A 26,666-nucleotide genomic window follows, 5' to 3' on the forward strand; every position below is an offset into this window, starting at 1 on the left:
CAATGGTCTAGGCCAACGCATTGACGTGAATGCGTCACCCTTCGATTCTTGGCGGCACCTTCTCCCCGACAGGAGCTTCCATGAGACGTCTTCGCGCTCTGCTCTCCGGTGTGGCCACCGCCGCCCTGGCCACCGCAGGGCTCGCGGCCTTCGCCGCGCAGCAGGCCTCGGGCGCGTCCGCCGACGCCACCGCGCTCAGCAACCGGTGGTACGCCGCCGCGCCCTATCTGATGCCGCACGACAACAATCCGCCGGACGCGGGCGCCATCATGGACGCCAGCGGTCTGAAGGCGTTCCAGCTCGCCTTCATCCTGGCCCCCAACGGCGGCGGCTGCAGCCCGACCTGGGACGGTACGTCGCCGGTCTCGTCGGACACCGCGGTCGCCTCCGTGATCAGCGCGATCCGCGCCAAGGGCGGCGACGTCTCGGTCTCCATCGGCGGGTACGGGGGAACGAAACTCGGCCAGACCTGTTCCGACGCCACCGCCACCGCCGCCGCGTACCAGCAGGTCATCACCAAGTACCAGCTCAAGGCCATCGACTTCGACCTGGAGGAGCCCGAGTACGAGAACACGGCCGCCATCGCCCGCGAGATCGGCGCCGCCAAGATCCTCCAGCAGAACAACCCGGGCCTTTACGTCTCCGTCACCACGGCCGGGACCGCCGACGGCACCGGCTGGTTCGGCAAGCAGATGCTCAACGAGGCCAAGGCGCAGGGCTTCACGCCGAACAACTTCTCCATCATGCCGTTCGACGGAGGGTTCAACGGGGCCGCCGCCCAGACGAGCGCCCTGACGAACTTCAACGCGATCCTGCGCTCCACCTTCGGCTGGGACGAGGCGACCGCGTACGCGCACGAGGGCTTCTCCGGCATGAATGGCCGCAGCGACACCGGCGAGTACTTCACCCAGGCCGACTTCCAGACCGTCCTGGACTTCGCCACCGGCCACCACATGGACCGCTTCACCTTCTGGTCCCTCAACCGCGACCGCCAGTGCACGCCGCCCGACAACAACGGCAAGACCTCCGGCACGTGCAGCAGTGTGGCGCAGTCGGACTGGGACTTCGCGAAGTACTCGGTGAAGTTCGCCGGCGTCACTCCGCCCACCACCACCCCGCCGACCACGCCGCCCCCGACCGGCAGCTGCACCGCCGCCGCGTGGAGCAGCAGCGCCGTCTACACCGGCGGCACCACCGTCTCGTACGGGGGCCACACCTGGAAGGCCAAGTGGTGGACACAGAACGAGACACCCGGCAGCACGGGTGAATGGGGCGTCTGGCAGGACCTCGGCCCCTGCTGATCCGCTCCGCCGCCCCGGTTCCGGCCGGGGCGGCTCGTACCCCGTGGGTGCCTGCACGTGTCACCCGCTTTGCTCACCCCCACCACCCTGCGGCTAGTTTGTGTCCAGCACAGACGGGCGGTCCGTGACGGCAGAGGTGCACGGGGACGAGAGGTCGGGAAGAGTGTCGCTGCGCGCAGGCGATCCAGCCGAGATCGGCGGATATCCGCTGGAGGCACGGCTCGGTTCAGGTGGCATGGGCACGGTCTTCCTGGCCCGTACGAGTTCCGGCCGGCCCGTCGCGATCAAGCTGATCCACCAGCACTTCGCCGGCGACAGCGAATTCCGCACCCGCTTCCGGCAGGAGATCGCTGCGGCACGGCGGGTGAGCGGCGCGTTCACCGCCGCCGTGGTGGACGCCGAGCCCGAGGCCGAGCAGCCGTGGATGGCGACCACGTACATCGAGGGCCCCACGCTCGCGGAGCGCATCGCCGACGACGGACCGCTGAACGGAGCCGGGCTGCGGAACCTGGCCATCGGGCTCGCCGAGGCGCTGCGCGACATCCACCGGGTCGGCGTCGTCCACCGCGACCTCAAGCCGTCGAACGTCGTGCTCTCGCCCGAGGGGCCGCGCGTCATCGACTTCGGCATCTCGCGCGCCGCCGACCAGCAGACGCTGACGATGACCGGACGCGTCATCGGTACCCCGCCCTTCATGTCACCGGAGCAGTTGCAGGCGCCGCGGGGCGTCGGGCCGCGCTCCGACGTCTTCTCGCTCGGCACCCTGCTGGTGTACGCGGCCACGGGCCACGGCCCCTTCGACGCGGACAGCCCCTACCTCACCGCCTACCAGGTGGTGCACGACGAGCCGTCGCTGGACACCGTCCCGACGGAGCTGCGCGCGGTCGTCGAACCGTGCCTGGCCAAGGAACCCGAGGGCCGCCCCTCGGCGGACCAGCTCCTGGAGCTCCTGCGTGACCTCCCCGCCGACCTCGGCGGACAGCTCACGGGCGCGGGCGCGACGGGCCGCACCCGTGACGTCGACACCCAGCACCACCTCGCCACCCGGGACACCCAGGCACCGGGGACCGGCTCCCGCGTCGGGCACGGGCTGCGCGGGCGGTGGCGGCCCGTGCTGGCGGCCGCGGTCGCGGTGGCGGCGGTCGGCGGGGGAGCCGCCGCCGTGCTGCAGTCGGGCGCCTTCGGCGAGGACCCGGCCGGAGGCGGGGGCACCACGGTCGCGGCGTCCGGCGCCTCGCTGCCGGACGGCTTCCGGCCCTGGCGCGTGACCGTGCCCGGCGGGCAGGAGGACATCCCCGACGAGCTGCGGTGCGTCGCGCGCGGCGACGCCGTGTTCTGCGGGGGCGGCGGGGTCGTCGCCACCCGGATCAACGTCCGGGACGGCTCACGCGCGTGGACGGTGAAGAGCCCGGGCGTCCCCGTCCAGGGCATGCACATGGTGGGCGCCACCGACGACACCGTGATCGGTTACCGGATCGCCGTGCAGGGCGACCCGCAGGGGCGGGGCGACGAGGTGGTGGCCGTCGACGCCGACAGCGGCAAGGAGCTGTGGTCCACGACCTCCGGCGCCCAGTCGACGGCCGTCACGGGCCGGACCCAGGACGCCGTCGTCACCGGCTCCACCGTGATCACCGTCAACGCCTCGGACGACGCCTTCGAGGCCCGGGACGCGCACAGCGGCGAGCTGACCTGGACGGCACCCTTCCCCGGAGGTTCCCGGTGCGCCCCCGTCCTGGCGGGCGACGCACTGCTGGCCATGTGCGTGACGGACGCGGAGATCCAGGGCCAGACGGTCCGCCGCCCGGTCGTCCACACGCTCGACCCGGCCGAGGGGAGCTGGGGCAGGGCCACCGCGCTGGACGGCCCCGGCGTTCCCGTGGGCGCCGCCGACGGCCGGCTCGTCCTGCTCCAGGAGCACGCCGAGGGAACGGCGCTCACCGGCTACGACGCGGTGACGCGGGTCGACCCGGCCTCCGGGAAGGTCACGAACACCCCGCTGGACACCACGTACGAGGGCACCCCCGGCATGGCGGACGGCACTGTGTACGTGAGCTCGCAGACCGGCCGCGTCACCGCGTTCGACCCCGCCACCGGCCGCAGGAAGTGGGTCCGGCAGACCAGCGTCGAGGGGGCGTCGGGCCCCGTCGCCGGGGACGGCGCGCTGTTCTTCAGCTCCGCCACCGGACGTGTGGTCGCGCTGTCGCCGTCCGATGGTTCGACGCTGTGGGCGACGGACCCCCGGGCCGACGGTCTCACCGGCGAGGAGGGCGCGAGCCCGCGCGTGGTCGTCGCGGGGCGCGCGGTGGTGGTGGCCGCCGACGGGAACACCCTGTTCGCCTTCGACACGGCACACCCACCCAAGTCGGGCTGAGCTCCGACGGCCCGTCCCACCCCGTCCGGCGGGCCCGCCTCACCCGCCCAGCAGGCCCAGCCGCTCACCGATGCGGGCGGCGCCCGGCCGGTGCAGCTCGTCGACGAGGCGGCCACCCGCGAGCAGCAGCACCCGGTCCGCGTAGGCGGCGGCGACCGGGTCGTCGGTCACCAGCACACAGATCGGCCCCTCCCGGTCCACCCCGTCCCGCAGCAGCGCGGCGAACTCCCGGCCTTCGGCCGCGCCGAGGGCGCCGGCCGGCTCGTCCGCGAAGAGCACATCGGGGCGCGCCGCCAGCGCCCGGGCAATCGCCAGCCGCTGCTGCCGGTCCCCGGACAGCTGCCCGGGCCGGTGCCGCTCGTACCCGGTGAGCCCCACCCGGGCGAGCACCTCCCGGACCCGGTCCTGACCGGCGTACAGCCCGGCATTCTCCTCCACGGTCATCGACGGCACCAGGTTGAACGCCCGGGACACGAACCCGACCCGGTCGCGCCGCAGCACCGCCAGCCGCCGCTCGGGCAGCCGGGTCAGCTCCGTACCGCCCCAGCGGACCGAGCCCCGGGACGGCCGGTCCATCCCCGCGAGGCAGTGCAGCAGGGTGGTCCTGCCGGAGCCGGCGGGCCCCATGACCGCCGTGAACGTACCGGGGGCGAGGTCCACCGACACCCCGCGCAGTGCCCGGACGGCGGCGCTGCCGTGTCCGTACGTGCGGTGCAGGTCCTGTGCCCGGACGGTGGTTCCGGCGCCGATGCGCGTCGCTGTCGAAGTCATGGCCTCATCCTGGCCGTCCGGGCAGCGCCGATCGATCCTGCCCGCACCCGGACCGGGGGTACGGGAAAGTGAACCACCGCCGGGGTGAAGACCCCGCCCCGTCTACAGTGGGCCGCATGAACCGCTGGACGGAGCTGACCGGAGACACGTCCGGAGAGGACTACGCCGCGCGCTTCGCGGCCCTCGCCCGCAGTGGCAAGGACATGCACGGCGAGGCGAGGTTCTGCTCCGCCCTGGTGCCCGCCGGGGCGCGGGTCCTGGACGCCGGCTGCGGCACCGGCCGCGTCGCGATCCGGCTCGCGGAGCTCGGGTACGACTGCACCGGGGTGGACGTCGACGCCTCGATGCTCGCCGTGGCGCGGAAGCAGGCCCCCGCACTGCCCTGGTACCGGGCCGACCTGGCCGGGTTCGACCCGGACGCCCTCGGCATCGGGACGGGCTTCGACCTCGTCGTCGCCGCCGGGAACGTCATGGCGCTGCTCGCCCCCGGCACCGAGGCCGCCGTCGTCGCCCGCCTCGCCGGAGCCCTGCGCCCGGGCGGCCTGCTGGTCGCCGGGTTCGGCCTGGACGCGGCCCACCTCCCCGTACCGCCCGGCCTCACGCTCGCCGAGTACGACGACCACTGCGCCGCCGCGGGCCTCGCCCTCGTCGACCGCTTCGCCACCTGGGACGCCGCCCCGTACGACGGCGGCGGCTACGCGGTCGGCGTGCACCGGATGGGCGACCGTTAGGGCCCGTCTGCGAACTCCCCTCGTCGCGCGGCAGAGGGGAGTTCGAGGCCCTGACGCGTCAGCGGTTCCAGCGTCGCGCAGAGTGCCTCCGGGAAGGCGGGCTCCACGCGGTGGACGTCACGGCAGCCGCCGGTGCTCGTCCGGGTGAGGGGCTGCCAGCCCGTCTTCGCGGCCCGATAGAACCAGCGGCTGGCCTGCCGTGCCGAGCAGGCCGGGTCGGTGTCCCCTTCGCAGGCCGGCCCCATGCGCGTGGACAGGTCCATCACCAGCCACTTCCCGTCGCACTTCTCGCCGCTGCGGCCCGTGTGCATGGGTACGTCGGTCGCCTGCACCGCCTGCTGGTAGGAGGCGGGCGTGCAGCCGGTGGGCGCCGGGTGGCAGCCCAGCTCGCCGCACCTGCGGAGCGCGGGCGGCTTCGCGCCCTCGGCCGTGAAGTGGGCGGAGCCGTCGACGAGCACGTCCCGGCCGTCGAGCGGCGCGGGCAGCTCCAGCTTCGCCGTGGCCTTCTCCTCCTCCGCGCACCCGGACGCCCGGTCCCCGGACGGCGAGACGAAGGTGACCTGCACCCGGGCCAGTTCCGACATCGGTTCGGTGAGCACCGCCTTCAGATCGCGCACGCAGGCGGCGGCGCCGCTGGGCACCGAGGTGTCGACCAGGAGCGTGCGGTCGCCGCCGAGCCGTACCCCGTGGACCCCGGCGGGCTGCATCGTGGTCCACGGGATCGGCGTGGCCGTCGCCGCCTCGGATCCGGCCCGCTCCGTCCCGCAGCCGGCGAGCAGCAGCGCGGCGAGGGCGCAGAGCAGGACGGCCGCGGCCGGCCGACGACGTCTTCGATCTGATCGCACGAGCGCGTAATCCCCCTGGTCCGAACCATTGTTCCCCCGGGGCAATATACGGCGGCCGTTGATCCATTCAATCGCGTGTTCGTATTGACTTGGACTAGGTCCATCGTAGGATCGGTTCCGGCCGAAGCCAGGGCAGGACGCCCACGGGGGCGAGACCGGTCAGGCCAGCCCCACCTTCTCAGAGCACCGAGATCCGCCCCGTCCGGAAGGAATTCCATGACTGAGAACCACGACGCGATCGTCACCGACCCCAAGTCGGAGGAGGCCGGCGGCTGCCCCGTCGCTCACGGTCGCGCGCCGCACCCCACCCAGGGCGGCGGCAACCGCCAGTGGTGGCCGGAGCGGCTCAACGTGCGGATTCTCGCCAAGAACCCCGCCGTGGCCAACCCGCTCGGCGAGGACTTCGACTACGCCGCGGCGTTCAACGCCCTGGACCTGCCCGCCGTCAAGCGGGACATCGCCGAGGTGCTGACGACGTCGCAGGACTGGTGGCCCGCCGACTTCGGCAACTACGGCCCCTTCATGGTCCGGATGGCCTGGCACAGCGCCGGCACCTACCGCATCAGCGACGGCCGCGGCGGCGCCGGCTCCGGCCAGCAGCGCTTCGCCCCCCTCAACAGCTGGCCGGACAACGCGAGCCTCGACAAGGCACGGCGCCTGCTGTGGCCGGTCAAGAAGAAGTACGGCAAGAACATCTCCTGGGCCGACCTTCTCGTCCTCACCGGCAACGTCGCCCTGGAGACCATGGGCTTCGAGACCTTCGGCTTCGGCGGCGGCCGTGCGGACGTCTGGGAGCCCGACGAGGACGTGTACTGGGGCCCCGAGACCACCTGGCTCGGCGACGAGCGCTACACCGGTGACCGCGAGCTGGAGAACCCGCTCGGCGCGGTGCAGATGGGCCTGATCTACGTCAACCCGGAGGGCCCCAACGGCAACCCGGACCCGCTCGCCGCGGCCCGCGACATCCGCGAGACGTTCCGCCGCATGGCGATGAACGACGAGGAGACCGTCGCCCTGATCGCGGGCGGCCACACCTTCGGCAAGACGCACGGCGCCGGCCCCGCCGACGCCGTCGGCCCGGACCCCGAGGCGGCCCCGATGGAGCGCCAGGGCCTCGGCTGGGAGAGCTCGTACGGCACCGGCAAGGGCGGCGACGCCATCACCAGCGGCCTCGAAGGCATCTGGACGGACACCCCCACCACCTGGGACAACAGCTTCTTCAACATCCTCTTCGGCTACGAGTGGGAGCTGTTCAAGAGCCCCGCGGGCGCCCACCAGTGGCGGCCGAAGGACGGCGCCGGCGCCGGCACCGTGCCCGACGCGCACGACCCGTCGAAGAGCCACGCCCCGACCATGCTCACCACCGACCTCTCGCTCCGCTTCGACCCTGCGTACGAGCAGATCTCGCGGCGCTTCCACGAGAACCCGCAGGAGTTCGCCGACGCGTTCGCCCGCGCCTGGTACAAGCTGACCCACCGCGACATGGGCCCGGTCGTCCGCTACCTCGGCCCCGAGGTCCCCGAAGAGACGCTGCTCTGGCAGGACCCGCTGCCCGAGCGCACGTACGACCTGATCGACGCCGCCGACGTCGCGGCGCTCAAGGAGAAGGTCCTCGCCTCCGGCCTGTCCGTCTCCGAGCTGGTCTCCACCGCCTGGGCCTCCGCCTCGTCCTTCCGCGGCAGCGACAAGCGCGGCGGCGCCAACGGTGCGCGCATCCGCCTCGAACCGCAGAGCGGCTGGGAGGTCAACGACCCGGACCGCCTCGCGGGCGTCCTGCGTACGCTCCGGTCCGTGCAGGAGTCCTTCAACGCCGAGCAGCAGGGCGGCAAGCAGGTCTCCCTCGCCGACCTGATCGTCCTCGCGGGCGCCGCCGGGGTCGAGAAGGCGGCCAAGGACGCCGGAAGCGCGATCGAGGTCCCGTTCACCCCGGGCCGCGTCGACGCCTCGCAGGAGCAGACGGACGTCGAGTCCTTCGTCGAGCTGGAGCCGGTCGCCGACGGCTTCCGCAACTACCTCGGCAAGGGCAACCGGCTCCCCGCCGAGTACCTGCTGCTCGACCGGGCGAACCTGCTCAACCTGAGCGCGCCCGAGATGACGGTCCTCGTCGGCGGTCTGCGCGTCCTGGGCGCCAACCACCAGCAGACCTCGCACGGTGTGCTCACCGACGCCCCCGGCACACTGACCAACGACTTCTTCGTCAACCTGCTCGACATGGGCACGACGTGGAAGGCCACGGCCGACGACCAGAGCGCCTTCGAGGGCCGCGACGCCGTCACCGGTGAGGTCCGCTGGACCGGCACCCGCGCCGACCTGGTCTTCGGCTCGAACTCCGAACTGCGCGCCGTCGCCGAGGTCTACGCGAGCGACGACGCCAAGGAGAAGTTCGTGCGCGACTTCGTCGCCGCCTGGGACAAGGTCATGAACCTGGACCGGTTCGACCTCGTCTGAGCGCGACGTGAGGGCCGGCCCCGCTGCGGGGCCGGCCCTCACGCGTGTCCGGGTGGCGTCAGGCGGTGGCCACCGCGAAGACGTGGATGATCCCGCCGTCCGTGGTGGACGGCAGCGTCACGCTCGCGAGCCGCTTGCCGGCCTGGAGCGCGATGGGCGCGGTCGTGAAGACCTCGGTGCCCACCGGGTCCTTTCCGCCGCCCTGCACATCGCGGTACTCGGTGTGCACCGCGACCGTGTTCCCGTACGACGGCTGCTGCGAGCCGCCGCCCAGCGTCCAGTCGCTGAAGCCGATCTCCGCCTGCTGCGTGGAGCCGTCGGTGTACGTGAGCGTCACCGTGCCCGACGCCTGGCCCTCCGCCGCGCTCCCGAGGAACGCCAGCTTCGTGTCGCCCTCGCCGGAGGGGACGTTCAGCACCTGGGGGCTCGTACCGACCACCTCGATGTTGTCCGGGTCGCCGGCCGCCACCTTCGGCCAGGTGAAGTCGAAGCCGCCCGATGAGACCGTGCCGCCCGCCTTCGCACCGGCCGCCGCCAGCGCCTCGCCCGAGTAACTCCAGCCCTCACCGTCGAAGTTGGCCTGCGGATTCTTGTCGTCCGCCGAGATTCCGGTGCTGTTGCGGTTCCACAGCAGGCCGTTCTTCTCGGCGACCGTCACCGCCGCCGACGTCTTCGGCAGCTCCGTACCCGTCGAGGACGTCAGCGTCACCGGGACCGTGTAGTAGCCCTCGGCGGTGTCCTTCCCGGCCGACACGGTGAGCTTCGCCTGCGCGGCGCCGTTCGCCGGGACCGTGAAGTCGCCCTCGGACGGTGTCACGGTGACCCCGTCCGGTGCCTGCGCCTTCCAGCGCACGGTGGTGGCCTTCGTCTCCAGGCTCTGCACCTTGACGACGGTCTGCGCGCCCTCGGCGCCCGGCTCGACCTTCAGCTGGCCGGGGGAGGCCCCGGTGAAGTACTTGAGGCCGCCGCCGGGGAAGGACGGCGGGGCGTCGGCCGGTGCGCTGCCCCAGGAGGTGTCGGGCGTCGTGCCCAGCGTGAAGTCCAGCCGGCCGCCGCGCCCGACGAGCGAGTCACCGACCCACGGCCTCGTGGACGTACGGCCGTTCACCTTCAGGCCGTGGACGTACGTGTGGTCCGCCGACGCGGCCGGCGCCTCGATGGTGATCCTCTTGCCGTGCCCGGTGTGCACCACCGCGTGCGGGAACAGCGGGGCGGTGAGCGTCAGATCGGCGCGGCTCGGGTTCTGCGGATACATGCCGAGCGCGGAGAAGACGTACCAGGACGACATGGTCCCCGCGTCGTCGTTGCCCGGGATCCCGCCGGGACCGTCGGTCCACAGCTGGTCCAGCTCGGCGCGGACCGTCTCCTGCGTCTTGTACGGGGCGCCGAAGTAGTTGTACAGGTACGGCGCGTTGATGTCGGGCTCGTTCGTCGGGTCGTAGCGCGTGTCGTCCTTCGCCGAGAAGTCGAACTTCCCGTCCGGCGTACGGAAGAATGCGTCGAGCCGCTCCGTGGCACGCTCGTTGCCGCCCATCGCACCCGCGAGGCCCGCCACGTCCGAGTAGACCATCCAGGTGTACCGGGCGCTGGTGCCCTCGACGAAGCCGGCACCGGTGCCGGGGGTGAAGGTGCCCGCCCAGCTGCCGTCGGACTTCCGGTCGCGTATGTACCCGCCGTGCTCGGTGGCGTTGGCGTCGAAGACGTTGGTCCAGTTGCCCGACCGGTCGAGGAACTTCTTCGCGTCCGCCTTGTTGCCCAGCCGCCGCGACAGCTCCGACAGGCCGTAGTCGGCCGCCGCGTCCTCCAGCGTCTCGGCCGCCCCGCCCCAGCAGTGGCAGTTGTCCGCCGGTACGTAGCCCAGCTCCAGGTACTTGTCGAGCGCGGGGCGCTGGCCCACGCATTCGACGTTGCAGCCGGAGCTGTCGGAGTCGTTCGCGGTCGGCACGGTCGCCGCCGTGACCAGGGACTTCAGCGCGCCCTTGACGTCGAAGTCACGGCCGCCGAACGCGTAGATCCCGGCGAGCGCCGCGTCGGACGGGTCGCCCGACATCACGCTCGTCCTGCCGTTCTCCAACAGCCAGCGGTCCCACTCGCCGTCCCGCTGGTTCGCGTAATTGAAGAGGGACTGCGCGTAGTCGCTGCCCGCCCTCGGGTTGAGCAGGGCCATCAGCTGCACCTGCGCCCGGTACTGGTCCCAGCCGGAGAAGGTGCCGTACTGCGCCTTCTGGCCCTTGGACAGCCGGTGCGGCTTGCGGTCGGCGCCGAGGTAGCGGCCGTCCACGTCGCTGGTGAGGGTCGGCTCCAGCATGGAGTGGTAGAGCGCGGTGTAGAACGCCGTGCGCCGGCTGTCGGAGCCGCCGCCGATCTCGATCGACTTCAGCGCCTTGTTCCAGTTCGCCGCCGCCTGCCGCTTCACCGAGCCGAAGCTCTTGCCCGGCCCGTTCTCCTTACGGAGGTTGGCCTCGGCGTTCGCGGCGCTGACGTACGAGACGGCCACCTTGGCACCCGCATCGGTGGTGCCGTCCGCGAAGGTGACGTATGCGCCGGAGCCCTTGCCCTCCACGGCGTTGCCGGAGGAGCTGTAGCCCGTACCGCCGGACGCGGAGGTGGAGCCGGGGGTGAGGGTGGCGTCCTTCCAGGTGCCGACCTTCGCGAAGGGCTTGTCGAAGTGGGCGGTGAAGTACAGCGTGTACAGGTCCTTGCGGTTGTTGGCGCTCTGCGGCCCGCAGAAGTTGCCCGCCGTCACGGAGCCCGTCACCGTCCGCGCGGCCTTGTCGATCCGCACGGTGGCGTCGGTGCTGCCGGTCTCCGAGTTGGAGGTGCGGAAGAGCACGCTGGCGGGCTTGTCCGCCGGGAAGCCGAACTGCCCGGACCCGGTCCTGGCGGTCGTGGTCAGCGCCGCCGACGCGCCACTGGCCAGGCCGACCTTGTAGTACCCGGCGGTCGCCGTCTCGTCGTCGTGCGAGAAGTCGCTCGCGTACTTCGCGTCGGTGGTGTCCGAGGTGGGGGAGGAGTCCACGTCACCCACGTACGGCATGATCGGGATGTCGCCGTTCGCGCCCGAGCAGCCCACGCCGTTGAGGTGGGTGAGGCTGAAGCCGCGGATCTTCTTCGCGTCGTACTGGTAGCCGCCGGGAGCGGGCGTCGAGACCTGCTTGCCCCTTGAGCTCTGCGGGCTCCACGCCAGCATGCCGAACGGCTGCACGGCGCCCGGGTACGTGTTGCCCGCGTTGGACGTGCCGATGAGGGGGTCGACATACGACACCGGGTCCTCGACGGTGCCCCGGACCGGCGACGCCGATGCGGGGGCGGCCGCGACCGCGAGCCCCGCCACGGCCATGGCGGCGGCCGTGACGGAACCCATGGCCCGGAGCACGGTGTGCGTACGACGTTTGTACGTCTGTGGCACCGTTCCTGCCCTTCTGATGTGACGGACGGTCAACGCGGCGGGAGCCCGGCGCCGTGACCGCGGAGGAACGGCGTCGCCCCGACAACGTTGTCAACGACGTGAGGATGCTCCTCCTGCCGGTCCGGCGTGTCAAGGTTCCCCGGAACCCGTCCGTCCGGCCGGGCTGTTCGCGCGCAACAGCCCGGCCCGTGGACCCGGTTGAACTGGCCCGTCAGCGCAGGGACGCCGGAAGTGGCTCCCGGTGCAGGATGCCCAGCCGCTGCGTGGCGCGGGTCAGCGCCACGTACAGGTCGCTCGTCCCGAACCTGCCCGGCTCCACCACCAGGACGTGGTCGAATTCGAGGCCCTTGGCCTGCCGGGGCCCGAGCAGCACCACCGTGCGGGTCAGATCGGGCTCGGCGCCGGGCACGACCCCGTTGAGCGGCGCCGCGATCTCCTCGTGCAGCTCGCCCGGCGCGATCACCGCGAGGCGCCCCTCGGTGGGCGTCAGCTCGGCGACCGCCCGCGCCACCGCGCCCGCCAGGTCCGCCCCGGAGTCCCGGGCCCACGGCACCTCGCCCGTGGACCGCACCGACCCCGGCGGCTCGAACGACGGGTCCTCGGCCCGCAGCACCTTCGCCGCGACCTCCATCACCTCGGCCGGCGTACGGTAGTTGACCCCGAGCCGCACATGCTCGTACCGGTCGCCCACGTACGGTGCCAGGATCTCCTGCCACGAGCCGACGCCCGCCTCCTCCGAGGTCTGCGCCGGGTCGCCCACCAGGGTCATCGACCGGGTCGGCGAGCGTCGCATCAGCAGCCGCCACGCCATCGGCGACAACTCCTGCGCCTCGTCCACGATGATGTGCCCGAACGCCCACGTCCGGTCGGCGGCGGCCCGCTCGGCCGCGCTGCGGTGGTCGGCCTCCTCCTGGCGCTCGGCCATCCGTTCCGCGTCGATGATGTCGTGGGCGGCGAGCAGCTCCGACTCCTCGTCCTCGAACTCGAAGGACTCCGAGCCCCGGGACAGCTCCAGCACACCCTGGGCGTACGCGATCCGTTCCTGGCGCTCCGCCTCGGCGGCGGCCCGCTCGGCGCTGTCGTCGAAGCCGAGCAGCTCGGCCGCCTCGTCCAGCAGCGGCACGTCGGCCGGTGTCCAGGTGTCCTCGCCGGGCGCGCGCCTGACGGCCTCCGCGTCCGCCTCGGGCAGATGGACCGGCTCGGCCAGGTAGTCGGCGAGGAAGCCCTGCGGGGTGAGCGGCGGCCACAGCTCGTCGATCGCCGCGTGCACCTCCCGGCTGACCGCGACTGCCTTGCCGAGCTGGGCGATGTCGTCGGGACCCAGGAAGTTGGGCCCGCCGTACGGGTCGGCGCCGATGCGCTCGGTGAGCTGGGCGGTCAGCGCGTCGATGATCCGGAACGCGAAGTGCGGCCGGGCCAGGTTGTGGGGCAGCCGGGTGTCGCGGGCCGCCTGCCGGGCCTCGTAGGCGATCTCCCAGTCCAAAACCAGGTCGCCGTCGTCGTGCGGGACGATCAGCGGGGCGCCCGGCTCGGGCAGCAGCTGCCGGTCGCGCACGGCGAGCTCCAGCGCCTCGGCCATGGCCGCGCCGCCCTTCACCGCCGCCGCCCGGGGCGTGTCCGTGCCGCGCGCGTGGACGCCGGGGAAGAGCTCGGCCTGCGTGGCGAGCAGCACCCCGGTCTCACCGAGCGCCGGCAGCACCTCGCCGATGTAGCTGAGGAAGGCCGGGTTGGGGCCCACGATCAGGACCGCCCGCTTGGCCAGCAGCTCCCGCTCCTCGTACAGCAGGAACGCCGCCCGGTGCAGCGCGACCGCCGTCTTCCCGGTGCCCGGGCCGCCCTCGACGACGAGGACACCGCGGTGCGGCGCGCGGATGATGCGGTCCTGCTCCGCCTGGATGGTCCGCACGATGTCGGCCATGCGGCCGGTGCGCGCGGAGTTCACGGCGGCCAGCAGGACGGAGTCGCCGCTCGGGTCCTCGAAACCGGTGCGCTCGTGGTCCTCGATGTCGAGGATCTCGTCGTGCAGCTCGGTGACCGCGCGGCCCTCGGTGGTGATGTGGCGGCGCCGGCGCAGTCCCATCGGGGTGTGGTTGGTCGCGAGATAGAAGGGGCGGGCCACCGGGGCGCGCCAGTCGATCAGCAAAGGCGTGTGTTCCGCGTCGTCCTCGCGGATTCCGATACGGCCGATATGGTGCGCGGCGCCGTCCGAGAGATCGATGCGGCCGAAACAGAGCGAACCGTCGACCGCGTTCAGCGCGGCCAGCAGGCCCGAGCGCTCGGCGACCAGCACATCGCGTTCGAGCCGGGCCTGCTGCCCGGTGCCGACCGGCGTCAGGGCGTCCTGGACCTGCTCGGCGGCGACACCACGCAGCACGTCGACACGGTCGTAGAGCCGGTCGACGAATTCCTGCTCCTTGTTCAATTCGGCGCTTTCCCGAGTTGACAATTTAGCTCCCTGACGGCTATGGTGATTCTTGTTGGCCCCCGGTGAGGGGCCTTTTCTGTGGGTGCACAGAACCACTCAATATACCTGGAGAAATCCCCGGTCCGCAATTGCGGACCGGGGATTTCTCTTTACCGTACGGGGCTCAGATCTCCTTGAGGAGCACGTCCGTCGTCGTCACGACCGCGCAGCGGCCCGCCGCCCAGCGCAGCGCCATGTCGTGGTCCTCGCGCGAGAAGTCCGCGACGGCGTCGGCCACGACGAACGCCTGGATGTCGCGCATCCACGCGTCCGCGGCGCTCATCAGCACCCCGATGTGCGCGTACACCCCGGTGATCACCAGCTGGTCGCGGCCGTCGTCACGGATCAGCGACTCCAGCTCGGTGCGGACGAAAGCGCTGTACTTCCACTTGGTGAGCACCGTGTCCCCCGGTGCGGGCGCCACCGCCTCGGGCGCCGCCAGGGCGTCCGGGTCGTCCGCCACCCCCGGCCCCCAGAAGTCGAGCTGGAGACCCCGCTCCTCGGCGCTCTGACCGCCGCGCTGCGCCGAGTGCACCACCGGGATCCCGGCGCGCCGGCTCGCCCCGATGATGCGGGTGGTGTTCGCGAGCATGCCGGTCAGCGGCTCCTCGCCGGGGCGGTACGCGCGCAGGAAGTGGTTCTGCAGGTCGTGGACGAGCAGCACGGCGCGGGCCGGGTCGACGGTCCAGCCGACCCGGTTCGCCGGGAGCTCGTCCGCGCCGGGCAGGGGATAGGGGGCGATGGCGGGGAGTGCCATGTGGGAGCCTTTCGGTGCCGCTCGGGGCGGAATCAGTGCTGTGTGACCGGGGCTGACGGGGCGTCGGAAGCAGGCGGCCCGGATTCGGTGCGCAGGCCCTTCTTGCTGACCTTGCCGATCCCCGTCTGCGGGAAGACGTCGACGAACTCGACGAGATCGGGCACCTTGTACGCGGCGATCCCGCGCTCGCGCACATGCCGTTTCACGGCGAGCGCCCCGAGCGGTTCGGCGCCCTCTCGCAGGATCACGTACGCCAGGGTGCTTTCACCGAGATACGCGTCTGCCACCCCGACCACCGAGACGTCGTGCACGGACGGGTGGGCGAGGATGATGTTCTCGATCTCCTCCGGCGCGACCTTCTCGCCGCCCCGGTTGATCTGGTCCTTCGCCCGGCCCTCGACGACGAGATGGCCGCTCGGGGTGCGGCGCACGATGTCGCCCGTTCGGTAGAAGCCGTCTCCGGTGAACGCCGACCTGTTGTGCTCGGGGGTGCGCCAGTAGCCGCGGATGGTGTACGGGCCCCGGGTCAGCAGATGCCCGAAGTGCCCCTCGGGGACGTCCAGTCCGGCGTCGTCCACGATGCGGATCTCGTCGTCCTCCGAGATCGGCCGGCCCTGGGTGGTGACCACGGTCTCCCGGTCGTCGTCGAGCCGTGTGTAATTGACGAGGCCCTCGGCCATACCGAAGACCTGCATCAGCCGGCAGCCGAGCGCGGGCTCCAGCCGGCGGGCCGCCGTCTCGCTGTACTTGGCGCCGCCGACCAGGATCAGCTCCAGGCTGGAGAGGTCCTGCTCCGCCGCCGGGGCGGCGTCGGTCCACAGCAGGGCGAGCGGCGGCACCATGCCCGTCATCGTGACGCGCTCGCGCTCGATCACCGGGAAGGCCGTCGCCGGGTCGGGGCGCGGGCACATGACGACCGTGCCGCCGGCGTACAGCGTGCCGAGCCAGCCGGGGGAGCTCATCGGGAAGTTGTGCGCCGCGGGCAGGACCACCAGGAAGCGGGTGTCCGCGTCGACGCCGCAGATCTCGTTGGAGCCGCGCAGCGAGTAGATGTAGTCGTCGTGCGTACGGGGGATGAGCTTGGGCACTCCGGTGGTGCCGCCGGACAGCTGGAGGAAGGCCAAGTCGTGCGGCGCGGGTCCGTCGGCCGGCTCATCCGTCTCCTCGCACGGCACATCGGACAGGGCGGTGTGCTCGCCCGGGTCGCCGACGACGAACACGTGCTTCAGCGCGGGCGACTGCTCCTTCACCGCGGAGGCCAGCGCCCGGTGGTCGAATCCGGCGTGCCGGTCCGGGACCACATAGGCGACGGCCTCCGCGAAGGAGCAGAAGTAGGCGATCTCCGTCTCCCGGTGCGCGGGCAGCGCGTAGACGGGCAGCGCGCCGATGCGGAAGAGGGCGAAGACGACCTCGGCGAACTCGGCGATGTTGGGCAGCTGGACGACGACGCGGTCGCCCTTGGCTATCCCGCGCGCCCGGAAGCCGGCCGCGAGCCGGGCCGCGCGTTCGTCGAGTTCGCGGTACGTCCAGGCGCGGCGTTCGGGGGCCGGGTCGACGATCGCGACCCGGTCGCCGTGGGCCGCGGCCCGTTCGCGCAGCATGCCGGTGAACGTCTCGCCGCGCCAGTGACCGGCGGCCCGGTAGCGGTCGGCGAACTCGGCGGGCCAGGTCGGGGCGTCTTCGTACGGTGAGGCAGTCATCGTTTCCAGGTCTCCAGAGGGGGACGGCCCGCTCTCGGGGGCGCCGGGCGGACGGGTCAGGCGCGCAGGGTGGCGCCGCCGTCGACGTACAGGTCGTGCAGGGTGATGTGGCGGGCCCGGTCGGACACGAGGAAGGCGACCGCCTCGGCGATGTCGGACGGCTCCGCGATCCTGCCCAGCGGTATGCCCGTGCGGTAGCTCGCCAGGTCCCCGGCTATGACGCGCCGCGCGGCGGGCCCGTCGTCGCGCGCCTCGCCGGCCGGCCACATGCCGCGCTGCATGTCGGTGAGGGTGGAGCCCGGCGAGACCGTGTTGCACCGGACGCCCAGGGGCGCCAGCTCCAGCCCGAGGCACTTGGTGAACATGACGGCGGCCGCCTTGGACGCGGCGTACGCGGCCATGGTCGTCCGGGGGATGCCGGCGGCGTTGGACGCGACGGTGACGATGCTGCCCGCGCCGCGCGCGGCCATACCGCGTGAGACGGCCCGCGATACGTGGAACACCCCGTCGGTGTTGACGGCGAACGTGGCCGCCCAGTCCGCGTCGGTCAGCTCGGCGACGGGTGAACACCGCAGAATCCCGGCGACGTTGACCGCGATGTCGAGGGCGCCGAGCGACTCCTCGGCCTCGGCCACGAGGGCATCGACGGCCGCCGCGTCCGTCACGTCCAGCCTGCGTGCGACGACGCTCGGGCCGTACTCCCGGGCGAGGGCGTCCACGCCTTCGGGGGCCGCGTCGGTCGCCAGGACCCGGCAGCCGCGTGCGGCCAGGTCGCGGACGACCGCCTCGCCTATGCCGCGTCCGGCTCCCGTCACGAGGGCCAGGCGGCCGGCGAGTTCCGGTTCGCCGGAGGGGACGGAACGGCCGGAATCATGCGTGCAATGCGGCGCCATGGCCTGGGGTCTCCATTTGCAAACGAGGGGTGAGTGTGGCCGTGCCGGAGGATTGACGTCGTTTCAGGGCAGGGGCGTGCCCCGGTGCCGCCGCCAACACCCCGACACACTTAGGTAAGCCTAACCATGTGTTGATCGCGTGGGCGAGGGGGCCGGAAGGCGGGTTCCGGCCTTCCGGCCAGACCGAAATGCCCCTTTTGCCCCTTTATTTGGCAAAGGTCAAAGGTGGGCGATTGGGGGCGCTTTGATGCCCCCTAAGGCTATCGAAACGGACTAATGCCCCACTTCGGTCTCAGTGGGCAGCGTCACGTTCGGCGTTTCTGACGCGCAATCCGATCTCGCGGTTCCCAGGCGTGCCAAGAAATTTGACTTCCTCCGCCGCGGGCGATCATGAGTATTTCCTTTGATTGATCTTGCAAAACAATTGTGATCAGCAATTCCGGGCTTGTTCCGGCCGTCGTTTCTCGCTTACGGTCCCGTCATCAATCCGGATGGAACGCCGAATCCTGCCGCCGTCCGGGAACCCGACCACTCACGTACGGCAGGAGCGGGGGACCCAGGTTTGCCGCCGGTCCGGAATCCGGAGCGGCTAGGGGTGAAGTCGCCATGTGCGACCGGACATCTCCAGTCCGAACCCGACAGCTCACCTCGTAGGCGACGGAGAGGAAATACGCCATGCCCATCACGGGTAAGCACCGTCGTGCCAAGTCCGCGTCCCTGACCCGCGGTTTCATCGCCGTCAGCGCGGGCGGAGCCGTTCTCGCGCTCCCCCTGATCGCCGCCGGATCGGCCTCCGCGGCCCCCGCCAAGTCCGTCGTCGCCGAAAAGGCCGCGGCCCCGACTTCCGTCGCCGGCAAGGAAATTGCCGCGCACAAGGCCACGCCCACCACGTATTCCGTGGTCTCCGGTGATTCGCTTTACAAGATCGCCCAGGGGCATTCCCTCGGCGGTGGCTGGGAGCGGCTGTACAAGGACAACCGCAGTGTTGTCGGCAGCAACCCCGACCTCATTCACCCGGGGCTGAAGCTCACCATCGGCGCCAAGTCCGAGGCCGCCGCCCCGAAGGCCGCGAAGAAGAGCGCATTCAAGGCGGAGACCGACGACAAGAACGGCGACACCGCCCCCCGGACCGAGAGCGCCGACCGCGCCGACCGCTCCGAGCGCACGGCCGTCCCCCTCGCCGAGAAGACCGCCGCCGCGCCCGCCGAGGCCAAGACGGTCGCGTACACCGACGACCTCGACGGCTGGATCAAGGAATCGCTGGCCGTCATGGCCGAGCACGGCATTCCCGGCAGCTACGACGGCATCTACCGCAACATCATGCGCGAGTCGTCCGGCAACCCGTTCGCGATCAACAACTGGGACGTCAACGCCGTCAACGGCACGCCTTCCAAGGGCCTGCTCCAGGTGATCCAGCCCACCTTCGACGCTTACCACGTGGACGGTACGTCGACGGACATCTACGACCCGGTCGCCAACATCACGGCCGCGTGCAACTACGCCGCCGCCACGTACGGCTCCATGGACAACGTGTTCGGCGCGTACTGATCCCACCGGCCCCCTGCTCGGGGCGGAGCCGTGACAAGGGGCGGAAGAAGCGAATGCGCTTCTTCCGCCCTTTGGCGTGTGCACGCGAAGGGGCCCGCCCCGGAATGCGTCCGGCGGACCTGGCGTGGATGCTGGAACGGTCAGCGTCTCTAGGAGGTCAGTCATGAGCATGCTCGACAAGATCAAGGGCATGATCAAGGGGCACCCCGATCAGGCCCGGCAGGGCGTCGAGAAGGGCGGGGACTTCGTCGACAAGAGGACCGGCGGCAAGTACGAAGGCCAGGTCGACTCGGCCCAGCAGAAGATCAACGACCAGCTCGGTGACCGCCGCCCGCCCGACGAGGGCCGGTAGGAGCCTGTACGGACCGTGAGGGAGCGGTGACCGCCACAGCCGTGCCGGCCACCGCTCCGCCGCGTCGGGCCCCCGGAAGCACGTATCCGGCCCCTCCGACGTGCGCGTACCGGCCGGGCGGGAGCATCCTGGCTGTGTGACCTGGCACGGTGCGGCCGGGCCGGTACCGCTCGGTCCGGGCGACGGCCCTCCCGGGAGACCCGACGACGGACGGGCGCCGGACGATCTGTCCCTGGTGCTCGCGCAATCAGTCGTGAGCGCCATCGACGCCGTCGGCGGCCGGGCCGGCGGGATCTACCTGCCCTCCAGCACCCCCGGCCTGCTCCGCCTGGCCGTCCTCGCCGGGCTTCCCGGACCTCTGTTCCGCCCCTGGTGGCGGATGCACGTGAACCGGCCGTTCCCGATCGCCGAGGCGTTCCGCACCGGCAGCCCCGTCTACCTCGCCGACGCCGAGGACGCCATGCGCCGCTTTCCGCAGCTCATGGCGGGCCTGCCGTTCCCCTTCGGCTCCCTGTACGTGCCGGTCCTGCGCGGCCACGAGCCGGCCGGCGTCCTCGTCGTCCTGCGCGCCGCGACCGCTGACGAGCCGGTGCCCGCCGCCGACCGGGACCGGCTCCAGCACATCGCCCGGAGCCTCGGCGCCGAACTGGCCGCCCTCGCGGACTCCGGCACCCGGCCGGAGTGGGACGGGGAACCGCTGCCCGTCCAGCTGCCCGCCGGGACCTCGCCACCTGTGCGCATCGGCCGCTTCGACTGGAACCTCGGCACCGGCGCAGTCCGGGCGGACGCCGACCTCGACGCGATCCTCGGCACCGGCACCGGCGGCTTCCCCGGCACCATCGGGGCCCTGGTGGCCAGACTGGCACCGGAGGACGTCTACGGCCTCTGGGCGCTGGCCCGGCAGGCGGCGGGCTCCCACGGCCCCGTCGTGCGCCGGATGCGGCTGCGCGGCCCGGACGGTCGCTCCCACCTGCTGGAGGTCTCCGGGCGCCGGGACGACGAGGCCGGGCCCGCAGGGCACCTCGCCGGCTTCCTGGTGGACCTGGGCATCGGCCCGGTCGTCGCGGAGGCCGCCGACCGGCTGCCGCGCGGCATCTTCTCGCTCGACCGCTTCGGCCGGATCACCTACGTCAACCCGCTGGCCGAGGAGATGCTCGGCCGGGCCCGCGCCGAGCTGGTCGGGCGGGTCTTCTGGGAGGCGCTGCCCTGGTCGGCGAACCCCGCGTACGAGGACCACTACCGGGCCGCGATGATCTCCGACGCCCCGGTCCACTTCCTCGCCCGGCGCGACCCGCCGCCCTGGCTCTCCGTCTCGCTGTACCCCGGCCACGACGGGCTGACCGCCGTCCTCACCCCCACCGACGAGCCCGCCTACGCCCCGGACTCCGTCGTCTCGCCCGGCCTGGGGCTCGGCTCCCCGGCCGACCGGTCCGCGGCCCTCTACCGCCCGGTCGCCCTCGCCATCGCGCTCACCGAGGCCGTCACCGCCCGCCAGGTCTCCCGGGTGGTCACCGAGGAACTCCTGCCCGCGTTCGGCGGCCGGCAGCTGGCGATCTACCTGCTCAAGGAGGGCCACCTCTACCTGGAGTGGGAGACCGGCTTCCCGCAGGGCTTCCTCGACAGGTTCGACGCCGTCAGCCTGGACGCCCGCATCCCGGGCGTGGAGACGCTCACCACCGGGCGCCCGATCTTCTTCGAGTCCATGCAGCGCCTGGGCGCCGCCTACCCCGGCATCCCCATGGACGCGGACGTCGGCGCCCGCGCCTTCCTGCCGCTCATCGCCTCCGGGCGGCTCGTCGGCTCCTGCATCCTCGGCTTCGACCAGCCGCGCGGCTTCAGCCCGGAGGAGCGCACGGTCCTCACCGCCCTGGCCGGCCTCATCGCCCAGGCGCTCCAGCGCGCCCAGCGCTACGACACCGAGGCCGCCCTGGCCCGGGGCCTCCAGGACGCCCTGCTGCCCCATCGGCTGCCCGCCGTACACGGCATCGACACCCAGGGCCGCTACCTGGCCGGCACCCAGGGCATGGACGTCGGCGGCGACTGGTACGACGTGATCGAGACCCACGGCCGGCTCGCCCTCGTCATCGGCGACGTCCAGGGCCACGGCGTCTCCGCCGCCGCCACCATGGGCCAGCTCCGCAGCGCCGTACGGGCCTTCGCACTCAGCGGACACGACCCGCAGGAGGTCATGAGCGGCACCAACCGCCTGCTCATCGACCTCGACACCGGCCAGTTCGCGAGCTGCTGCTACATCGTGACGGACCCCGCCACCGGCCGGACGCACGCCGTGCGCGCCGGACACCCCCAGCCCGTCCTGCGCCGCCCCGACGGCACCACCGAGGTCATGGAGCTCCCGGGCGGCATCGTCCTCGGCATCGACGCCGACGCCGCGTACCCCGTCACGGAGCTGCACTTGGACCCAGGCGCGACGCTCGCCCTCTACACCGACGGCCTCGTCGAGCAGGCCGGCATCGACATCGACATCGGGGTCGAGCGGCTGCGCGGCACGATCGCCGGCCTCGGAGCGGTACCCCTGGCCGACACCGCCGACCACGTCATCAGCCGGGCCCGGCTCGCCGCCGACCGGCCCGACGACATCGCCCTGCTGCTCGCGGCCCGGTGGACCGACGACGACGGCGAGGTCGTGCGCGGGCGGCTTTAGAACCTCTTAACCGGCCCTCCCGACAATGCCGGTCCCACACCGGAGAGCCGGCTGTGGACCGAGCGCCTGGGGGCCGCATGACCATCGACACCGTGACCGACGAGACCGTGGGGCTGCCGCAGTTCCCCATGACGCGCGGCTGCCCCTACCACCCGCCCGCCGGATACGCGGAGCTGCGCAAGGAGGGCCCGCTCGCCCGGGTCCGCCTCTACGACGGCCGCGTGGCCTGGGTGGTCACCGGCTACGAGGAGACCCGCCGGCTGCTCGTGGACCCCCGGCTCTCCTCCGACCGGACCCGCCCCGACTTCCCGGTACTCGTCCCGCGCATGGCGGCCGCCAAACTGACGGCCCTCGTGGGGACGGATCCGCCGGAGCACGACATCCAGCGGCGCATGCTGATCCCCAGCTTCACCGTGAAGCGCGTCAACTCGCTGCGCCCCGCCATCCGCCGCGTCGTCGGCGAGAAGATCGACGCCCTCCTCGCCGGCGGCAGGACGACCGCGGACCTGGTGCCCGAGTTCGCGCTCCCGGTCCCGTCCACCGTGATCTGCGAACTCCTGGGCGTGCCGTACTCCGACCACGACTTCTTCGAGCAGCAGACGAGCCGGATGGTGCAGGCGACGAGCACCGCGCAGGAGGCGTCCGACGCCGCAGCCGCCCTGGTCGGCTACTTCGACGAGCTCATCACCGCCAAGGAGGAGAAACCGGGAGAGGGCCTGCTCGACGAGCTGATCAACGGCCGGCTGACCACCGGAGAGCTGAGCCGCCGGGAACTGGCCTCCATCGCGATGTTCCTGCTGGTCGCCGGTCACGAGACGACCGCCAACATGATCGGTCTGAGCGTCCTCACCCTGCTCGAACACCCCGACCAGCTCGCGGAGGTGCGCGACGACCCCGATGTGGCCGCCGGGGCGGTCGAGGAACTGCTGCGCTTCCTCTCGGTCGCCGACGAACTCCAGCGGGTCGCGGCCGCCGACATCGAGATCGGCGGGGTGGTGGTGAAGGAGGGCGACGGCGTCTACCTCCCGAACGCGGCGGCCAACCGCTCCCCGCACGTCTTCACCGACCCCGACACCCTCGACGTCCGGCGCGGCACCCGCCACCACCTCGCCTTCGGCTACGGCGTCCACCAGTGCATCGGCCAGAACCTCGCCCGCGCCGAGCTGGAGATCGCCCTGCGCGAACTCGCCGTGCGTATACCGACGTTGCGGCTGACCGAACCCCTCGAAGCCCTGGGCGTCAAACCGGGCGGCTCCGTCCAGGGGGTGTTCCGCCTCCCCGTCACCTGGTGATCGACCCGCACACGTCATACGGACGAGGAAGCCGGGGCCCTGTCCGAGGGCCCCGGCTTCCTCGTACCCCCGCTACGCGGCGGCCAGCTCGTCCCGGATGAACCCGGCCACCGCCGACGGAGTCGGGTGTTCGAACAGCAGCACCGGCGGCAGCACCAGACCGGTCGCCTCGCAGAGCCGGTTGCGGACCTCCAGCGCGGTGAACGACGAGAAGCCGATGTCCAGGAAGTTGTCCTCGGCCGCGATCGACTCCGGTGACGCGTGACCGAGCACATCCGCCGCGTGCAGCCGTACGAGATCCAGCAGCGAACCGCCGTCCGCCGGCACCGGCACCGGCCCGGTCTCCGGCGCGTGCCGCACCTCGGGCGCCCGGCCCGCCGGGACCGGCCACCAGTGGTGTGTGTGCTCGAAGGGGTACGTCGGCAGCTCGGCCGGAGCCGCCGACGTCTCCGTGTACCAGCTCTCCCACCGCACCCCGGCCCCCGCCGCGTGCAGAGCCGAGAGCGCCACCGCGAACGTCTCCTCGCCGGGACGGTCCCGGACCTGCGACGGCACCGCCAACGGCGTGGCCCCCGGCAGGCAGACCGCCACCAGCGGGGTCAGCACGGCGTCCGGCCCCACCTCCAAGAACGCCTCCGCGCCCCCTTCGGCCAGCGCCGCCACGGCGTCCCCGAACCGCACCGGTGAACGCAGCTGACGCGCCCAGTAGTCCGGCTCCCGCAGCTCGTCCAGGCCCGCACGGCGCCCGGTCAGATCCGAGACGACCGGGATCAGCGGCTCATGGAACCGCAGCCCCGCCGCCACCGCCCGCACCTCGTCGAGCGCCCCGTCCATATGGGGCGAGTGGAACGCGTGGCTCACCCGCAGCGCGCGCGTCCTGCGCCCCCGCGCCCGGAACACCCCGGCGACCTCGTCCACCGCATCCGCGTCGCCCGAAACCACGGTGGAGCGCGGCCCGTTGACCGCCGCCACGTTCACCCGGTCCGCGTACCCGGCAAGGGCCTCGCGCACCTCGTCCTCCGTCGCCTCGCACGCCGTCATCGCGCCGCCGTCCGGCATCCGCTGCATCAGCCGCCCCCGGGCGGCGACCAGCACGCAGGCGTCCTCCAGCGACAGCACCCCGGCCGCGTGCACGGCCGCGAGCCCGCCGATCGAGTGCCCGGCGACCTGCCCCGGCGCCGGAAGCGACTGCCGCAGAAGCCGGAACAGGGCGGTCTCCACGGCGAACAGCGCCGGCTGCGCGTACTCCGTGCGCTCCAGCAGTCCCGCCTCCGCACTGCCCTCGTCCGCGAACAGCAGGCTCTTCAAGGGGCGGGACAGCAGCGGCTCGAACGCCTCGCACACCTCGTCCAGAGCCTTGGCGAAGACGGGCCGGGACTCGTACAACTCGGCGCCCATGCGCGGGCGCTGGCTGCCCTGCCCGGTGAACAGGTAGGCGGTGGACGGGGCCCCCGCCGCGTCACCGCGCGCCACCCCCGCCGGCCTGCTCCCCGACGCCAGCGACGCCAGCGCGGCCAACTGTCCGGCGCGGTCGCCCGGCAGCACCACCGCGCGGTGCCGGAACGCCGTACGGCCCAGGGCCAGCGTCCGGCCCACGTCATGGCCCGACAGCTCGGGGGCCGCGACGAGGCACGCGTGCAGCCGGCCGGCCTGGGCCCGCAGCGCGGACTCCGTACGGGCCGACAGCGGCCACGGCGCGGGCGGCTCCGGCAGCAGCGCGTCCGGCCCGGCATCGCTCGCGGCCTGTTCCAGGATGACGTGCGCGTTGGTGCCGCTGATCCCGAAGGACGACACCCCGGCCCGGCGCGGCCGGTCCCGGTCGGGCCAGGCGACGGACTCCGTGAGCAGTTCCACGGCGCCGGACGCCCAGTCGACGTGCGGAGTCGGCTCCGTCACGTGCAGGGTGCGCGGCAGCACTCCGTACCGCATCGCCTGCACCATCTTGATGACTCCGGCGACCCCGGCCGCCGCCTGGGTGTGGCCGATGTTCGACTTGAGCGAGCCGAGCAGCAGCGGTTCGCCCTCGGGACGCCCCTGCCCGTACGCCGCCAGCAGGGCCTGCGCCTCGATCGGGTCGCCGAGCCGCGTGCCGGTGCCGTGCGCCTCCACCGCGTCCACCTGCTGTGGAGCCAGCCGGGCCGAGGCCAGGGCCTGCTGGATGACCCGGACCTGGGTGGGGCCGTTGGGCGCGGTGAGTCCGTTGCTCGCCCCGTCCTGGTTGACCGCCGAGCCCCGCAGCACGGCGAGGACGCGTCGGCCGTTGCGGCGCGCGTCGGACAGCCGCTCCAGGAGCACCAGGCCCACGCCCTCGGCGAAGCCGGTGCCGTCGGCCGCCGCGTCGAACGCCTTGCAGCGGGCGTCGGGGGCGAGCCCCCGCTGCCGGCTGAACTCGACCAGCAGCACCGGCGTCGCCATCACCGTCACCCCGCCCGCCAGCGCGAGATCGCTCTCGCCGCGCCGCAGCGACTGGGCCGCCAGATGCATCGCCACCAGCGACGACGAGCACGCGGTGTCGAGCGTCACGGCCGGGCCTTCGAGCCCCAGGTGGTAGGCGATCCGCCCGGACGCGACACTCGTCGCGTTGCCCGTCATCAGATGCCCCTCGTACCCCTCGGGGACCCGGTCCGGCGGCGGCACGTACGCCTGCGAGACCACCCCCGCGAAGACGCCCGTCCGGCTCCCGCGCAGGGAGTCCGGGGCGATCCCGGCACGTTCCAGCGTCTCCCAGGCCACCTCCAGGAGCTGGCGGTGCTGCGGGTCGGTCGCGACCGCCTCCCGAGGGCCCATCCCGAAGAACGAAGCGTCGAACCCGCCCGCACCCTCCAGGAACCCGCCCTCGCGCGTGTACGCCGTCCCGGGCCGGTCCGGATCGGGGTCGTACAGCCCCTCCAGGTCCCAGCCCCGGTCCTCCGGCAGATCGGACACCGCGTCCGTCTCCGCCGTCACCAGCCGCCACAGAGCCTCCGGCGAATCGACACCGCCCGGAAAACGGCAGCCCATGGACACGATCGCGATCGGCTCGTGATCCTTGTCCTCCAGCTCCTTGATCCTGCGCCGGGCCTGCCGGAGGTCGGCCGTGGTCCGCTTCAGATAGTCGCGGAGCTTGTCCTCGTTACTCATCG

The 26,666-nt window shown here is 72.4% G+C and carries 15 protein-coding genes, 1 pseudogene and 1 riboswitch; of the genes and pseudogenes, 8 read left to right on the forward strand and 8 right to left on the reverse strand.

Annotated elements, in window-relative coordinates:
* Positions 1–80: 80 nt before the first annotated feature.
* A complete protein-coding gene (locus BLW14_RS28375; RefSeq protein ID WP_177154127.1) occupies positions 81–1,301 on the forward strand; it encodes a chitinase in 1,221 nt (406 codons plus the stop codon).
* 163 nt (positions 1,302–1,464) lie between these two features.
* Positions 1,465–3,672 carry a protein kinase domain-containing protein gene (locus BLW14_RS28380; protein ID WP_093709970.1) on the forward strand — a complete coding sequence of 736 codons (2,208 nt, stop codon included), beginning with the start codon at positions 1,465–1,467 and terminating at the stop codon, positions 3,670–3,672.
* A gap of 39 nt (positions 3,673–3,711) precedes the next feature.
* On the opposite strand, the gene BLW14_RS28385 is transcribed toward BLW14_RS28380, so the two are convergent.
* Entirely contained in the window at positions 3,712–4,443 is a 732-nt protein-coding gene (locus tag BLW14_RS28385) for an ABC transporter ATP-binding protein (RefSeq protein WP_093709971.1), read from the reverse strand.
* A gap of 116 nt (positions 4,444–4,559) precedes the next feature.
* On the opposite strand from BLW14_RS28385, the gene BLW14_RS28390 reads away from it, so the two are divergent.
* Complete coding sequence (locus BLW14_RS28390) at positions 4,560–5,174, forward strand: class I SAM-dependent methyltransferase (protein ID WP_093709972.1); 615 nt, start codon at positions 4,560–4,562, stop codon at positions 5,172–5,174.
* On the opposite strand, the gene BLW14_RS28395 is transcribed toward BLW14_RS28390, so the two are convergent.
* Positions 5,171–6,019, reverse strand: a complete 849-nt coding sequence (locus BLW14_RS28395; RefSeq protein WP_093709973.1) for a hypothetical protein — start codon at positions 6,017–6,019, stop codon at positions 5,171–5,173. The genes BLW14_RS28390 and BLW14_RS28395 overlap by 4 nt on opposite strands.
* Positions 6,020–6,235: 216 nt before the next feature.
* Between BLW14_RS28395 and katG the strand changes: the two genes are divergently transcribed.
* The gene (katG, locus tag BLW14_RS28400; protein WP_093709974.1) at positions 6,236–8,467 is read left to right on the forward strand and encodes a catalase/peroxidase HPI; all 2,232 of its coding nucleotides are present in this window, start codon (positions 6,236–6,238) and stop codon (positions 8,465–8,467) included.
* A gap of 58 nt (positions 8,468–8,525) precedes the next feature.
* On the opposite strand, the gene BLW14_RS28405 is transcribed toward katG, so the two are convergent.
* From BLW14_RS28405 to BLW14_RS28425, 5 genes are all read right to left on the reverse strand, one after another.
* Positions 8,526–11,831, reverse strand: coding sequence for a GH92 family glycosyl hydrolase (locus tag BLW14_RS28405; protein ID WP_093709975.1), 3,306 nt, complete (start codon positions 11,829–11,831; stop codon positions 8,526–8,528).
* A gap of 256 nt (positions 11,832–12,087) precedes the next feature.
* Positions 12,088–14,298, reverse strand: a complete 2,211-nt coding sequence (locus BLW14_RS28410) for a HelD family protein (RefSeq protein ID WP_093709976.1) — start codon at positions 14,296–14,298, stop codon at positions 12,088–12,090.
* 166 nt (positions 14,299–14,464) lie between these two features.
* Positions 14,465–15,097 (reverse strand): isochorismatase family protein, encoded by a 633-nt coding sequence (locus tag BLW14_RS28415; protein WP_093709977.1) that lies wholly within the window; start codon positions 15,095–15,097, stop codon positions 14,465–14,467.
* Positions 15,098–15,129: 32 nt separating this feature from the next.
* Positions 15,130–16,797: a (2,3-dihydroxybenzoyl)adenylate synthase gene (locus BLW14_RS28420; RefSeq protein ID WP_093709978.1), complete on the reverse strand. Its 1,668-nt coding sequence runs from the start codon at positions 16,795–16,797 to the stop codon at positions 15,130–15,132.
* Between the two features lie 56 nt (positions 16,798–16,853).
* Positions 16,854–17,690: a 2,3-dihydro-2,3-dihydroxybenzoate dehydrogenase gene (locus BLW14_RS28425; protein WP_093709979.1), complete on the reverse strand. Its 837-nt coding sequence runs from the start codon at positions 17,688–17,690 to the stop codon at positions 16,854–16,856.
* Between the two features lie 487 nt (positions 17,691–18,177).
* Positions 18,178–18,362, forward strand: a riboswitch (cyclic di-AMP (ydaO/yuaA leader).
* 3 nt (positions 18,363–18,365) lie between these two features.
* Here BLW14_RS28425 and BLW14_RS28430 point away from each other — a divergent pair.
* The 4 genes from BLW14_RS28430 (at position 18,366) to BLW14_RS28445 (ending at position 23,544) form a co-directional block, all read left to right on the forward strand.
* The gene (locus tag BLW14_RS28430; protein WP_093709980.1) at positions 18,366–19,238 is read left to right on the forward strand and encodes a transglycosylase SLT domain-containing protein; all 873 of its coding nucleotides are present in this window, start codon (positions 18,366–18,368) and stop codon (positions 19,236–19,238) included.
* Positions 19,239–19,401: 163 nt separating this feature from the next.
* Positions 19,402–19,590: an antitoxin gene (locus BLW14_RS28435; protein ID WP_093709981.1), complete on the forward strand. Its 189-nt coding sequence runs from the start codon at positions 19,402–19,404 to the stop codon at positions 19,588–19,590.
* Between the two features lie 136 nt (positions 19,591–19,726).
* Positions 19,727–22,252: a SpoIIE family protein phosphatase gene (locus tag BLW14_RS28440; RefSeq protein ID WP_177154128.1), complete on the forward strand. Its 2,526-nt coding sequence runs from the start codon at positions 19,727–19,729 to the stop codon at positions 22,250–22,252.
* A 77-nt stretch (positions 22,253–22,329) separates the two neighbouring features.
* Positions 22,330–23,544, forward strand: coding sequence for a cytochrome P450 (locus BLW14_RS28445; RefSeq protein WP_093709982.1), 1,215 nt, complete (start codon positions 22,330–22,332; stop codon positions 23,542–23,544).
* A 72-nt stretch (positions 23,545–23,616) separates the two neighbouring features.
* Here BLW14_RS28445 and BLW14_RS28450 read toward each other — a convergent pair.
* Positions 23,617–26,664: pseudogene (locus BLW14_RS28450) on the reverse strand (type I polyketide synthase); the annotation flags it as partial.
* Positions 26,665–26,666: the final 2 nt, after the last annotated feature.

Source organism: Streptomyces sp. 2131.1 (assembly GCF_900105515.1).
Classification (GTDB): Bacteria; Actinomycetota; Actinomycetes; order Streptomycetales; family Streptomycetaceae; genus Streptomyces; species Streptomyces drozdowiczii.